General features: G+C 62.3%; 8 protein-coding genes. 4 read left to right on the plus strand and 4 right to left on the minus strand.

Features of this window, described 5'->3' with window-relative positions; all coding sequences use genetic code 11:
• The first annotated feature begins 193 nt into the window (after positions 1 to 193).
• Positions 194 to 694 (plus strand): GNAT family N-acetyltransferase, encoded by a 501-nt coding sequence (locus AC07RZ_RS18620; RefSeq protein ID WP_144737481.1) that lies wholly within the window; start codon positions 194 to 196, stop codon positions 692 to 694.
• A 6-nt stretch (positions 695 to 700) separates the two neighbouring features.
• Here AC07RZ_RS18620 and AC07RZ_RS18625 read toward each other — a convergent pair whose 3' ends face one another.
• The 3 genes from AC07RZ_RS18625 to AC07RZ_RS18635 form a co-directional block, all read right to left on the minus strand.
• Positions 701 to 1,021, minus strand: coding sequence for a DUF6916 family protein (locus AC07RZ_RS18625; protein ID WP_494669062.1), 321 nt, complete (start codon positions 1,019 to 1,021; stop codon positions 701 to 703).
• Between the two features lie 75 nt (positions 1,022 to 1,096).
• On the minus strand, positions 1,097 to 1,690 hold the full coding sequence (locus AC07RZ_RS18630; RefSeq protein WP_092398672.1) for a phage tail protein: 594 nt from the start codon (positions 1,688 to 1,690) through the stop codon (positions 1,097 to 1,099).
• Positions 1,691 to 1,770: 80 nt separating this feature from the next.
• On the minus strand, positions 1,771 to 2,361 hold the full coding sequence (locus AC07RZ_RS18635) for a phage tail protein (RefSeq protein WP_494669063.1): 591 nt from the start codon (positions 2,359 to 2,361) through the stop codon (positions 1,771 to 1,773).
• Between the two features lie 590 nt (positions 2,362 to 2,951).
• Between AC07RZ_RS18635 and AC07RZ_RS18640 the strand changes: the two genes are divergently transcribed.
• Positions 2,952 to 10,559 (plus strand): beta strand repeat-containing protein, encoded by a 7,608-nt coding sequence (locus AC07RZ_RS18640; RefSeq protein WP_494669064.1) that lies wholly within the window; start codon positions 2,952 to 2,954, stop codon positions 10,557 to 10,559.
• 40 nt (positions 10,560 to 10,599) lie between these two features.
• Positions 10,600 to 12,270, plus strand: coding sequence for a ShlB/FhaC/HecB family hemolysin secretion/activation protein (locus AC07RZ_RS18645; protein WP_494669065.1), 1,671 nt, complete (start codon positions 10,600 to 10,602; stop codon positions 12,268 to 12,270).
• 20 nt (positions 12,271 to 12,290) lie between these two features.
• Here AC07RZ_RS18645 and AC07RZ_RS18650 read toward each other — a convergent pair whose 3' ends face one another.
• Positions 12,291 to 13,112 carry a sulfotransferase family protein gene (locus AC07RZ_RS18650; RefSeq protein WP_494669066.1) on the minus strand — a complete coding sequence of 274 codons (822 nt, stop codon included), beginning with the start codon at positions 13,110 to 13,112 and terminating at the stop codon, positions 12,291 to 12,293.
• A gap of 216 nt (positions 13,113 to 13,328) precedes the next feature.
• Here AC07RZ_RS18650 and cysC point away from each other — a divergent pair, with 216 nt between their 5' ends.
• The gene (gene cysC / locus AC07RZ_RS18655; protein ID WP_494669067.1) at positions 13,329 to 13,928 is read left to right on the plus strand and encodes an adenylyl-sulfate kinase; all 600 of its coding nucleotides are present in this window, start codon (positions 13,329 to 13,331) and stop codon (positions 13,926 to 13,928) included.
• The last annotated feature ends 379 nt before the right edge of the window (positions 13,929 to 14,307 follow it).

Below are 14,307 nucleotides of genomic sequence, written 5' to 3' on the forward strand. Positions count from 1 at the left end.
GCTTCTCCGCTTGGCGGCGGCGCGGGTAAAATCTTGCGCCGGAGTACTTTATTTGAGGCAACTCCAGCCGTCAAGGCGGCTTCTGTTATAAGCTTGCTCCAGCAATGGATGTACGCCGTAGTGACGGCCACCGTAGTGACGGCCACCGTAATGACGGCCACGGTATTTACTTCAATTCCTCAGAAAATTCAGCATGCTCACTTCTTCCTCTGCCATGCCGGCCGGCATTTCGCTGCGGCCTGCCGCCGCCGGCGACCAGCCCTTCCTGGCAACCCTGTATCGTTCCGCCCGTCCGGATCTGCAGTTGATCGACGGCGAACCCGAATTCATCGAAACGGTGGTCGCCCAGCAATATGCCGTACATGCGCAGGGCACCGGAGAAGAGTATCCAAACGCCATGCATTTCGTCATCGAGAAAACCCAGGCTGCCGTCGGTGCCTTGGTGGTGGATTTCGGCCACAACGAAGTGCGCGTGATTTACCTTGCGTTCGTTACCGCCGCCCGCGGCTTCGGCTACGGCAAGGCAGTCCTGCGCGGCGTGCTGCAAGCCGCCGGCAATGTACAGTGCCCGGTTACGGTGGTGGTCTGGCACAACAATCCCGGCGCCAAGCGCATCTACCTGGAACTGGGATTCCAGGTGGAAGAATCGCAATTGATGGCCGACCGCATGGTGTGGTATCCGCGCCAGCCTTGACCCCCCTTAGCTGAACACCACCTGGAAATAGGCGCCGGCCGGATCGCGTCCGAGCGGCGCCAGGCGCGATACGTAAACGCCTTCCAGGCGCTGGCGTTGCGGCAAATCGATCGTACACGGGCCTTCCAGAAAATCGGTGGCTTGCTGTGCAGTCAGCGTGACGATGAACGGCAGGCGCTGCTGTTCCGGCGCATACGGGTTGCGGTATTGCGCTTTCACATTCACGCTGTCGACCAGCACCGGCAAGGCACTGCCGTCCGGCAGCTGCAGCGTGCAAACCTGTCCGGTCGAGGGAGTGAAATAAGCGGCGTCAACGAGTTCTAGCATCGGATTCAATCTGTCGGCAATGAAAAAACGGAAGCGCAGCTGACCGGCAGCCGGCCAGCCCGCGCTTGCAGTGCGCTAGTTGCGGGACGGGAAAATACCCACCAGCGCGATGCTGAAGTTCAGCGCCAGGTAAGGGTTCATGCTGCCCACAGGTATGTTGTTGCCGGTGAGGGCATTGGTGACGGTGCCGCCGGCGCTGCCGCTGCTGCCGCCCAAAGGAATGGTCCCGGCCGCCGAGCCCCAGATCGCCGCGCCTTGCGGGCCGGCAGGCGATCCGGACAAGATGTTGTTGGTCGCGCTCGGTACCAGCTGGTTGCCTGTGGTATTGCTCGATACCATGTAGCCGCTGCCGCCGCCCGACGGCGTAAAGGTGGCGACATGGGTATGGGACGGCATATTGTTGATGGTGATCGAAATGTTTTCAGTGCCGGCCGCTTCGCCGAGCACGCGCGGCGTCAAGCCGATGCCGTTGCCTTGGCCGATCGGCACCCGTCCTTGCAGATTCGGCAGCTGGAAGGATGTCGTGCCGTTGCCGCCGTAGGTGGTGCCCAGCAGCGAGAACAAGGCTGCATATTGCTGAATGGCGAGCGTCTGGCCGTTGCATTGCTGCCAGCCGTTAGGATTAAACTGAAAACCGAAAGTCATTATGCTGCCGAGAAACACTTCCATGGAAATCTCCCTTGTCATTGCTGCGGTTTAAGACCGGTGTTTTTGCTATTCGAGGCCGGCTGGCTTTACTGCGGTAATGCTTAATTGCGCGAAGGAAAAATACCCGCCAAGGCGATGCTGAAGTTCAGCGCCAGGTAGGGATTCATGCTTCCCACGGCCTGATTGTTGCCCGTGAGGGCGTTGCTCACCGTAGCGCCGGAGCCGCCGCCTGCGCCGCCCAGAGGAATGGTGGGTGCGGTCGAGCCCCAGATTGCCCCGGCCGAGGTGCCGGCGGGTGATCCCGACGGGATGTTGTTGGTCGCGGTGGGCGCCAGCAGGTTGCCGGTGGTGTTGCCTGACACCGTGTAGCCGCTGCTGCCTGAAGGAGTGAAGGCGGCGGTATGAGTGTGGGATGGCAGGTTGCTGATGCCGATCGAGATGCTTTCGGTGCCGGAAAACTCGCCGATCACACGGGGGCTCAGCGTAGCGCCGTTGCCTTGGCAAAGCGGCATTCGTCCTTGCAGGTTCGGCAGTTGAAAGGTTTGCACGCCGTCGCCGCCAAATGTGGTGCCCAGCAAGGCGAACAAGGCCGAATTCTGATCGATGCCGATAAGTTGGCCGTTGCATTGCTGCCAGCCGCTGGGATTGAACTGAAAACCGAACGTCATGATGCTACCGAGAAATATGTTCATCGCATTTCCTTCGTTGAGTAGCCTGTTTTGATACGGATCAGGGTTGCTGAATGTTAATTTGCAGCAAGCCGAAGTTGAACAGGAAAAACCTGATTCGGCAATAGCATTCGGCAATACTTACCTGAAAAAAGTCATGGCAAGGGTCTTGTGGACGGCCAGCTGAGGCCAGAATCCGACGGATACAATAAAATACAATTAAAGTTAACAGTTATTAACAATTGGCTTGGGTGTAACACATTGACTTGGTGTAATATTTTGCTTAAAAGAAAGCTGGATAGGGAAACCAGCTATGTCCCTCAGGTTGGCTTATCTGTATGCCAACTTTCATTTTGGCGCAAGATGCGCCAGTCACAGTCCTTTGAATCCGTTGTCGCTGTAATACGATTTTTAATTGAAAGTCTGCTCAGCCGTATCGCTGTTTTCCCGGCGCCGGGCAGCTTAAGCACAGTTTCTGCGTGACGAATACGCGGCGTCGATGTCGATGCCGCACGGTTTGTTGAAGCGAGGAGCAGGCGGGCGGCCGACCAGGTCTTGGCTAGCCGCGCGCATTGTCTGGTTGAGTAGCGCAGGTTCAATTAGGAAATCATCCCATGAAACGCCACGGATCTATGAACCACATCTATCGCCTGGTCTGGAGCACTGTGACCAACGGCTGGATCGCAGTAGCGGAAACAACCCGCGGACGCGGCAAGGGCGGGCGCCGCAAACTGGTGGCGGCGGCCTTGTCGCTGACGGCGATTGCGGCCCAGGCGGCGCCGACCGGCGGCCAGGTTGTCGCGGGCAGCGGCAGCATCCGCCAATCCGGCGCAACCACCACGATCAGCCAGACCAGCCAGAATGCAACCCTGAACTGGAGCGGCTTCAACATCGCTCCGCAAGAAACGGTGAATTTCGTGCAGCCCTCGGTCAGCGCGATTGCCGTCAACCGCATATTCGATACCAACGGCACCCAGATCCTCGGCCACCTGAATGCCAACGGCCAGGTGTTCCTGATCAACCCGAACGGCATCCTGTTCGGCGCCGGCGCACAGGTCAATGTCGGCGGCCTGGTTGCCTCCACGCTGGATTTGCATGACGCCGGCTTGAACGGCAATACCCGCACTTTCAGCGGCAACGGCTCCGGCAGCGTGGTCAACCAGGGATCGATCACGGCGGCCAACGGCGGCTACGTCGCCTTGCTCGGCAACCATGTCAGCAACCAGGGCACGATCAGCGCGCCACAGGGCGCGGTGGCGCTCGGCGCCGGCAACGCCGCCACCCTCACGTTCAGCGGCAACAGCCTGCTGCAGCTGCAGGTCGACCAGAGCGTGCTGAACAGCGCGGCAGAAAACGGCGGACTGATCCGGGCCGACGGCGGCCGCGTGATCATGAGCGCTGGCGCCAAAGATGCGTTGCTGGCCAGCGTCGTCAACAACACCGGCGTGATTGAAGCGCGCACGGTGGAAAACCAGGGCGGCACGATTACTTTGCTGGGCGGCATGGCAGCGGGCACCGTCAACGTCGGCGGCACGCTTGACGCCAGCGCGCCTGGCGGCGGCAACGGCGGTTTCATTGAGACCAGCGCAGCCAACGTCAAGGTAGCGAATAGCGCCAAGATCACCACGGCTGCGGCGCTAGGCCTGGCCGGCACCTGGCTGATCGATCCGACGGATTTCACGATCGCGCCTAGCAACGGCGACCTGACCGGCGCCGCGCTTAACGCGGCATTAAGCTCGAGCAATGTGACGATTTCTTCGGCCAGCGGCGCCAGCGGCACCAGCGGCAATGTCAATGTCGACGATACGGTAACCTGGAACGGCCACAAGCTGACCTTGAACGCCAGCAACGACGTGAACATCAATGCCACGATGACGGCAAGCGGCTCGGCCAGCCTGGACCTGGAGCCTGGCAGCGGCCATGTCAATGTAGCCTTGGGCAGCGCCGGGTTTAACGGCCGCGTCAATTTCAGCGGCAGCGGCGTGCTGACCATGAACAATCATGTTTATACGGTCATCAATTCCCTGGGTACGGCCGCCAGCAGCGGCGACGGCAGCTTGCAGGGAACGATAGGAAACCTGGCCGGCTATTATGCTCTGGGCAGCGATATCAACGCTGCCGCTACCTCGGCCTGGAACAGCGGCGCTGGCTTTACGCCGATAGGCGGTAACGGGGTTACAGTATTGACCCCGGCGCAGGAATTTTCCGGCGTCTTTGATGGCCTCGGCCATACCGTCAGCGGTCTCACGATCAATCAAGGTTCGGTTGTCGGCGTGGGTATGATCGGCGCGGTGGGGGCGGCCGGAGTGGTGCGCAACGTGGGTCTGCTCGGCGGCAGCGTGGCGGTCACCTCGTCCAACTACACCGGCGCGCTGGTGGGGCAGAATTTCGGGAAGATCAATAACAGCTTTTCAACCGCTACGGTGGGTGCTAGCAGCAATGCGACTTTTGTCGGCGGCTTGGTAGGCGAAAACAGTGGCGGCACGATCACCAGAAGTCATGCGGGCGGCACGGTCAATGGCGGGGCTGCGGCAAGTGACGTCGGTGGCCTGGTCGGCGGCTTGCAAGGGGGGACCGTCAATTACAGCTATGCGACCGGGAATGTCACCGGATCCAGCCTATATGTCGGCGGATTGATCGGATACAGCTATGGCGGAGGCAGCGTCGTCAGCGTGATCAGCAACAGCTATGCCACCGGCTCCGTGAGCGGCTCGTCCTATGTGGGCGGCTTGCTCGGCGCCAATTATGGCTTTTCCGGTCCGTCCACGATCAGCAACAGCTATGCGACGGGCAACGTGTCCGGCACCAGCGCTGTCGGCGGCCTGGTTGGCCACAATTACGGTGGTGCTGGCGGCAACCCTGCGATCAGCAACAGCTATGCGACGGGCAGTGTCACCGGCGCTGCCGGTGCTTCATTTGTCGGCGGACTGGTAGGCAACAATGCCGGCGCCGGGGCATTAGGCGGCACAGTTACCAACAGCTTTTCGACGGGCAGCGTCAGCGCCGGGGCCGGCTCGAGTTCGGTCGGCGGGCTGATTGGCAATAACGCCGGCACCGTCACTGGCAGCTTCTGGGACAAGACAAGCTCCGGTCAGGCCACCTCTGCCGCGGGCACCGGCATGACCACCGCCAACATGCAGAACCAGGCCAATTTCACATCCAGCACCGCCGCCAACGGCAATCTGAATCCCGCATGGGACTTCAGCGGCACCTGGATAATGTCCGGCGGCTATCCGCTATTACTCTCCGGCATGACGGCGTTGACCGTCACGGCCAACAATGCCAGCAGCGTTTTCAACGGCGCGGCCTATGCCAGCAACAATGGCGTTACTTACACCGGCCTCGATGGCTATCGATATTCGGCCATGCCGAGCGGCCTGACAGGCAGCTTAAGCTATGGCGGAACGTCGCAAACGGCGGTCAACGCCGGCACTTACACGATCATCGCGTCGGGTCTTTCTTCCACCGGCCAGCAGGGTTACCTCATCACTTTCGTCAATGGCGCGTTGACCATCAATCCGCTGGCGCTGACCGGCAGCATCGGCGCCGGCAGCTCCGTTTATGGTTCGGCCCTGGTGCCCGGCACGGTGACTTTCACCAATATGGTCGCCGGCCATACCGTCACGGCTGCGCCGGTGACCGTCAATACGGCGGGCCTGACCAGCAGCAGCGGCCACCTGACGGCCGGCACGCACACTGGCATCGAGTCGGTGAGCGGTACGCTGAGCGGCGCCGATGCGGGCAATTACACCTTTGCCGGCGCCACTGGCAATTACACTGTTACGCCGCTGGCCTTGACCGGTTCGATAGGGACGGGCAGCTCGACCTATGGTTCGGCCCTGGTGCCGGGTGCTGCGAACTTCACCAATGCGGTCTCAGGCGACGTGCTGGGTGCGGCCACGGTTGGCGTCAATACCACGGGCCTTACCAGCAGCAGCGGCCACCTTACCGCCGGCACGCATAACGGCATTGAAACGGTCAGCGCCTTGAGCGGGGCCGATGCCGGCAACTACACATTCAGCGGGGTCACGGGCAACTACACCGTCAACCAGTTGGCCTTGAACGCTACGGTCGGCGCAGGCAGCTCGACCTACGGCTCGAGCTTGGCGCCAGGGGCAGTGAATTTCACCAACGCCGTGAGCGGCGACCTGGTCACGCCGGGCGCTGTCACGGTCAACACCACGGGTCTTACCAGCAGCAGCGGCCATCTGATTGCCGGTACCCACACCGGCATCGAATCGGCGGGCACGACCTTGGGCGGGGCGGATGCGGGCAACTACACCTTTGCCGGCGCCACGGGCGACTATAGCGTCAGCCAGCTGGCCCTGACCGGTACGGTTGCGACGGGCAGCTCGACCTACGGTGCGGCCCTGGTGCCGGGCGCGGCGAATTTCACCAATGCGGTCTCAGGCGATGCGCTGGGTACGGCCACGGTTGGCGTCAACACGACTGGACTTACCAGCAGCAGCGGCCACCTGATTGCCGGCACGCATAACGGCATTGAAACGATCAGCGCCTTGAGCGGGGCCGATGCCGGCAACTATACATTCAGCGGGGTCACGGGCAACTACACCGTCAACCAGCTGGCCTTGAACGCTACGGTCGGCGCAGGCAGCTCGACCTACGGCTCGAGCTTGGCGCCAGGGGCAGTGAATTTCACCAACGCCGTGAGCGGCGACCTGGTCACGCCGGGCGCTGTCACGGTCAACACGACCGGCCTGACCAGCAGCAGCGGCCACCTGATTGCCGGCACCCATACCGGCATCGAATCGGCGGGCACGACCTTGGGCGGGGCGGACGCCGGCAACTACACCTTTGCCGGCGCCACGGGTGACTATACCGTCAGCCAGCTGGCCTTGAACGGCACGGTGGCGGCGGGCAGCTCGACCTACGGTGCGGCCCTGGTCCCGGGCGTGGCGAATTTCACCAACGCGGTGAGCGGCGACCTGGTCACGCCGGGCGCCGTCACCGTGAATACGACCGGCCTGACCAGCAGCAGCGGCCACCTGATTGCAGGCACGCATAACGGCATCGAATCGGTGGGCACTATCTTGGGTGGGGCGGACGCAGGCAACTACACCTTTGCCGGCGCCACAGGCAACTACACCGTGAGCCCGTTGGCCTTGACCGGCGCCATCGGGACTGGCAGTTCGACCTACGGTTCGGCCCTGGTGCCGGGCGCTGCGAACTTCACCAATGCGGTCTCAGGCGACGTGCTGGGTGCGGCCACGGTTGGCGTCAACACGACTGGACTTACCAGCAGCAGCGGCCACCTTACCGCCGGCACGCATAACGGCATTGAAACGGTCAGCGCCTTGAGCGGGGCCGATGCCGGCAACTATACATTCAGCGGGGTCACGGGCAACTACACCGTCAACCAGCTGGCCTTGAACGCCACGGTTGGCGCAGGCAGTTCGACCTACGGCTCGACCTTGGCGCCAGGGGCGGTGAATTTCACCAACGCCGTGAGCGGCGACCTGGTCACGCCGGGCGCAGTCACGGTCAACACGACTGGCCTGACCAGCAGCAGCGGCCATCTGATTGCCGGCACTCACACGGGCATCGAATCGGTGGGCACGGCCTTGGGCGGGGCGGATGCGGGCAACTACACCTTTGCCGGCGCCACGGGCGACTATAGCGTCAGCCAGCTGGCGCTAGTCGGCACGATCGCGACGGGCAGCTCGACCTACGGTGCGGCCCTGGTGCCGGGCGCGGCGAATTTCACCAATGCGGTCTCAGGCGATGCGCTGGGTACGGCCACGGTTGGCGTCAACACGACTGGACTTACCAGCAGCAGCGGCCACCTGATCGCCGGCACGCATAACGGCATTGAAACGGTCAGCGCCTTGAGCGGGGCCGATGCCGGCAACTATACATTCAGCGGGGTCACCGGCAACTACACCGTGAGCCCGTTGGCATTGACCGGCGCCATCGGGACTGGCAGTTCGACCTACGGTTCGGTGCTGGCGCCAGGTGCGGCGAACTTCACCAATGCCGTCTCAGGCGACGTGCTGGGTACGGCCACGGTCGCCGTCAACACGACTGGACTTACCAGCAGCAGCGGGCACTTGATCGCCGGCACCCACACCGGCATTGAATCGGTCAGCGCGCTGAGCGGGGCAGATGCAGGCAATTACACCTTTGCCGGACCAACCGGCGACTATAGCGTCAGCCAGCTGGCCTTGAACGGCACGGTGGCGGCGGGCAGCTCGGTCTACGGTTCGGTGCTGGCGCCGGGTGTGGTGAATTTCACCAACGCCGTGAGCGGCGACCTGGTCACGCCGGGCGCCGTCACCGTGAATACGACCGGCCTGACCAGCAGCAGCGGCCACCTGATTGCCGGCACGCATAACGGCATCGAATCGGTGGGCACCGTCTTGGGCGGGGCGGATGCGGGTAACTACACCTTTGCCGGCGCCACAGGCAACTACACCGTGAGCCCGTTGGCCTTGACCGGCGCCATCGGGACTGGCAGTTCGACCTACGGTTCGGCCCTGGTGCCGGGCGCGGCGAATTTCACCAATGCGGTCTCAGGCGATGCGCTGGGTACGGCCACGGTTGGCGTCAACACGACTGGACTTACCAGCAGCAGCGGCCACCTTACCGCCGGCACGCATAACGGCATTGAAACGGTCAGCGCCTTGAGCGGGGCCGATGCCGGCAACTACACATTCAGCGGGGTCACGGGCAACTACACCGTCAACCAGCTGGCCTTGAACGGTACGCTTGCGGCAGGCAGCTCGACCTACGGTTCGACCCTGGCGCCAGGGGCAGTGAATTTCACCAACGCCGTGAGCGGCGACCTGGTCACGCCGGGCGCCGTCACCGTGAATACGACCGGCTTGACCAGCAGCAGCGGCCACCTGATTGCCGGCACGCATAATGGCATCGAATCGGTGGGCACGGCCTTGGGCGGGGCGGATGCGGGCAACTACACCTTTGCCGGCGCCACGGGTGACTATACCGTCAGCCAGCTGGCGCTAGCCGGCACGATCGCGGCCGGCAGCTCGACCTACGGTGCGGCGCTGACGCCCGGCGCAATCAGCATATCGAATGTCATCTCGGGAGACCTGGTCAACGCCCCCGGCGTTTCCGTGAACACGACCGGCCTGACCAGCAGCAGCGGCCACCTGACTGCCGGCACCCACATCGGCATTGAAACGGCGAACGGCGCCTTGGGGGGCGCCGATGCAAGCAACTACATATTGGGCAGCATCAGCGGCGACTATACGGTCAGCCGGCAGTCGGTCACGGTCACCGCCAGCGGCGTCAGCAAGGTCTATGACGCAACGACTTCCGGTTCGGCGATATTGGCCGGCAGCGGCCTGATAGGCGGCGACAAGGTGACATTCAGCGATACCTCGGCAACTTTTGGCGACAAGAATGCAGGCACGGGCAAGACGGTTACCGTTTCGGGCATCAGCGCCAGCGGGGCGGATGCCGGCAACTACCTGGTCAGCAATGCCACCGCATCGACCACTGCCGATATCACGCCGCTGGCCATCACCGTTGCCGCCATCGGCGCCAATAAAACCTATGACGGCAATACGACGGCTGCGGTGACGCTCAGCGGCGGACTGGCCGGCGATGCGCTGACGTTCAGCGATACCTCCGCCAACTTCGCCGACAAGAATGCCGGCGCCGGCAAGACCGTGACAGTAGCGGGCATCAGCGCAAGCGGCGCCGACGCCGGAAACTACATAGTGAGCAGCACGGCCACGACCAGCGCCAGTATCACGCCGGCGACGCTTACCTATAATGCCGCCCCGGCAAGCCTCATTGCCGGGCAAACGCCGACCGGCCTGAGCGGCACCTTGAGCGGCCTGGTGGGAGGCGATACGCTGGACAGCGCTACGGCCGGCAGCCTGACCTGGACTAGCAACGCCCAGCCGACCAGCCTGCCGGGACTGTATGCGATTGACGGCGGCGGCCTGAGCGCGATGAACTATGTGTTCGTGCAAGCGGCAGGCAACGCCACGGCGTTGACCTTGAAACCGGGGTCGGCCCCGGTCTCGGTACAGAACGTGATCACTGCGCTGGATTCGGTTTTTGCCACCCCGCACGCGGGCATCGACCTGGCAGCACTCGACCTGGTTCAGTTCAATGTCCAGCCGCGGAACAATGCATCCAGCCTCAATGGCGATGGCATGAACGGCGTGGATGTGAAGATCACGGGCGGCGGAGTCAGGCTGCCGGACAATATCGTGAGCACGGATGAATAAGCGAGCCTCAATGAAAAATAACGGTAGGTACCTATATCCAATGAAGCCGATCATCGCAGCCATGCTGCTCAGCTATCCATCCTTCGCCGCGTTTGCAGCCGATCCGGTGAGCCCGCCCGGAGCCGGCTCGATACTCCAGCAGATCCAGCCGCTCAAGCCGGCGCTCCCCTCGTCAACGGGAACCGGCCTGACCATCGAACGGGAAGGCGGCGCCCAGCAGCCGGCGGGTGCGGCATTCAGCGTCGCCAGCATCCAGCTGTCCGGCAATACCGTGTTCGATACGGCGACCCTGCACGCGCTGGTGGCCGACGCCGAGGGCAAGGATCTCACCCTGGCCCAGCTCGGCGCAGTGGTTGCGCGCATCACCGACTACTACCATAGCCACGGCTATCCGCTGGCGCGCGCCATCATCCCGGCCCAGGCCATCCAAGGCGGCGTGGTCAAGGTGATGGTGATCGAGGCCCGCTACGGCCAGGTCAAGCTCGATAACCGCAGCCGGGTGAGCGATAGCCTGCTGCAGCAAACCTTGTCGCCTTTGCAGGCCGGGCAAGTGGTTACGCAGGCGGGACTTGACCGCACGCTGCTGCTGGCCTCGGACATTCCGGGCGTCGCCGTCAGTGCGCTCCTGAAGCCGGGCGAAGCCGTCGGCACTTCCGACCTGCAGGTGCAAGCCGATCCGACGGTGCAGGTCGCCGGCAATGTGACGCTGGACAATTTCGGCAACCGCTATACCGGCCGAGCCCGCCTCGGCGCCGCTGTCAATGTCTTCAATCCGCTGCACCATGGCGATGTCCTCAGCATCGGCGCGCTGACCAGCGGCAGAGACATGAATTACGGCAGCATTGCCTATGAAACCTTGCTCAACGGCCTGGGCACGCGCATGGGCGGTTCCTATTCGGCATTGCATTACATCCTTGGCGATACCTTGGGCGCGCTGGATGCGCGCGGCACCGCGCAGGTGGCGAGCATCTGGGTCAAGCATCCCTTCATGCGCGCGCGCGACGCCAATCTCTACGGCCAGATCCAGTACGACCGCAAGCAACTGAACGACCGTATCGGCGTCAGCAACATCAAGACTGACCGCCATCTGGATAACTGGAGCGCGAGCCTGAACGGCGACTGGCGCAACGGCGTGCTGGCCGGCGGCATCGGCACCTGGAATATCGGCATCACCGCGGGACGCGTCGGCTTCGATGACCGGGCGGCGGAACTGTCTGATTCCGTCACCGCCAAAACGCGGGGCAGCTATACGAAATGGAACGGCAATCTCGCCCAGCTGCAAAACCTGACGCAGAACGATTCCCTGTATTTCGCACTGGCCGGCCAATGGACAAACGGCAATCTGGATCCTGCGGAAAAGATGGTCGCTGGCGGTCCCTATACGGTACGCGCGTATGACATCGGCGCGCTGTCGGGCGACACCGGGGTTTTCGGTTCGGTCGAACTGCGGCATGAGCTCGGCCAGTTCGCGAGCGGGCGCTGGCAAGTGCTGGCCTTCATCGACAGCGAACACGTGACGGTCAACAAGAATCCCTGGCTGCCGGGCGACAATGGCGCAACACTGAGCGGAGCCGGCGTCGGCATGAACTGGAGCGGACCGGACCAGTGGCATGCCAAGCTCTATATCGCCGCGCCGTTCGGCTCGACGCCGCAGCTGATCGGCGACAATAAGTCCGTGCGCGCCTGGGCCGAAATCGGCAAGGCGTTTTAGGGAACCTTAGATCCAGGGCCTTACATCTTCTGCGGGTAGTAAAGCTGGTAGAACCAGGAGCAGGCGGTTTCGATTTGCGCCTGTATGCGCGGCGGGATGTCGTGCCGTTTCGGCTTGCTGATCTGGCGCGCCTGCCTGTGGCTGTATTTCATGTGGTAGTGGCTGTCGCTTTCCTGCAGCCCTGTCGCCAGATGATCAGGATCGATTTCGAACGGCGACAGTCCCAGCCAGGAATACAGGTGCGCCATGCAGGCCGAGGGCCGCTCCATCAAGTCTTCGAAACGGATGAAATACAGGCGTTCCTGCACGTGCTTAGGCAGGTCGGCAACCGCATGCAGGGAGATCAGCGGCGCACCGATGGCCTTGTCTTTGGCAAACAGCATGTCGGCCCGCCCGAAACGGTCGAAATCGGCCAGGTGGTCGATGAAGTCGACCAGGATCGTACGCTGGTGCTGCGCTTCGATCGAGCCGTAGATTTGTCCGAGTTCGCGCAGGCACACGATCAGCTTGGCGTTCGGTTCGATATGCAGCAGCAGCTCTATCGCATGCAGCCATGCGCGGTTCTTGTCCACCACCGCCTTCTTGCCGCAATCGTGATGCCAGCCCCGCAAGAATCCCTGCATCGCCGACGTCAGGTGGGCATAGCTTTGCTCGAATTGGGTATCGAGCTGCGACAGGAAAAAAGTGTCTTCGCTGATCATGCGGCGGATCCCCAGCAAGGTGTTGCACAGGGGAGAGCTATGTCCTTCGCAATGAATCTCGGGGTGTTGGGCCAACAGTTGGCACAGCAGCGTGGAACCCGCCCTGGGTAAACCCGTTACGCCGACGAATGCTGGAATCATCTCATGGCCTTTGTTCTCATATTGAATGGCTGCCCGGCACGTTTCCGGCACTGCCGGGCGCAGGAAAACTGTTCGCAAATATTACCGCATCCTGCGCCTGTGTGGCGCGGCCGACGCTTGAATCACGGACATGAAGCGTTCCGGCCGCTGCGTTTTGAGGCATCATGTATGCTGCCGCCTGGCCGTCGCAGGGCGCCGTATCCTGTGGAGTGTTGAATGGAAAAAAATTTGACCGCGGTACCGCATGCCTTGCATGCATCGCAGCGCGCGGCGCATTACGGCCACCGTGGCGCTGTCATGTGGCTGACCGGATTGCCTGCGTCCGGCAAGTCCTCGCTGGCCATGGCCCTGGAGCATGCGCTGACGACGCTGGGATATTCCTGCTACGTGCTGGATGGCGACAATATACGCAAAGGCCTGAATGCAAATCTCGGTTTCAGTCCAGCGGACAGGAGCGAGAATATCCGGCGCGTAGGCGAGGTCGCCGCCTTGTTTGCCGACGCCGGCCTGATCTGCATCACGGCTTTCATTTCTCCTTACCGGGCCGACCGCGCGCGGGCAAGGCAGTCCTGCGGAGAGGCGTTTCACGAAATCCATCTCGCTGCCGATCTGGCGATCTGTGAATCGCGCGATCCCAAGGGCTTGTACAAGAAGGCGCGTTCGGGCGAATTGCGTGAGTTTACCGGCATCAGCGCGCCATATGAAATACCGGAGCACCCGCAGCTCGCCATCGATACCGGCCAGGAAAGTATCGCAGCAAGCGTGAAGAAGCTGGTGGCGTATGTAGAGCGCAATTTTCCGCTCGACGCAAATTAGATCATTCGGCCTGGAAATGCCGCTTGACTGAACTGGTCCTGCATCAGATACGCCCGGGCCGCGCTTGCTGCCCGGGCTTTTTTTGCCTATGCGCCGGCAGCGGCCAGGAACGGCAGTCCGCACATCTGCCGTACACGGCGACCATCACAAGCGATCCGGCTGGAGTGCGGGCCGCTATGGCGGCGGCATCGAAGAAGATCAAACCTTGCCAAACCTTGACATGAAACATGGCGGCCAAAATCCGCACTGATGGCATCGTCGCGTTTTTTTTGAAATGAAAAAAATTTGCACAGTTCGGACGCGGCAGCTTGCATGGATGTGCCGCATATGGTTACCGATCATTTCAGAGCCATCCTGAACCGCATTTTTTTCACTGCCG

Source organism: Collimonas sp. GW821-FHT07E08, from assembly GCF_059418905.1.

What these genes read in the sequence shown, in the direction of transcription:
- AC07RZ_RS18620 (WP_144737481.1), top strand. Translation starts at nt 194, where the DNA reads ATGCTCACTTCTTCCTCTGCCATGCCGGCCGGCATTTCGCTGCGGCCT.
- AC07RZ_RS18625 (WP_494669062.1), bottom strand. Translation starts at nt 1,021, where the DNA reads ATGCTAGAACTCGTTGACGCCGCTTATTTCACTCCCTCGACCGGACAG.
- AC07RZ_RS18630 (WP_092398672.1), bottom strand. Translation starts at nt 1,690, where the DNA reads ATGGAAGTGTTTCTCGGCAGCATAATGACTTTCGGTTTTCAGTTTAAT.
- AC07RZ_RS18635 (WP_494669063.1), bottom strand. Translation starts at nt 2,361, where the DNA reads ATGAACATATTTCTCGGTAGCATCATGACGTTCGGTTTTCAGTTCAAT.
- AC07RZ_RS18640 (WP_494669064.1), top strand. Translation starts at nt 2,952, where the DNA reads ATGAAACGCCACGGATCTATGAACCACATCTATCGCCTGGTCTGGAGC.
- AC07RZ_RS18645 (WP_494669065.1), top strand. Translation starts at nt 10,600, where the DNA reads ATGAAGCCGATCATCGCAGCCATGCTGCTCAGCTATCCATCCTTCGCC.
- AC07RZ_RS18650 (WP_494669066.1), bottom strand. Translation starts at nt 13,112, where the DNA reads ATGATTCCAGCATTCGTCGGCGTAACGGGTTTACCCAGGGCGGGTTCC.
- cysC (WP_494669067.1), top strand. Translation starts at nt 13,329, where the DNA reads ATGGAAAAAAATTTGACCGCGGTACCGCATGCCTTGCATGCATCGCAG.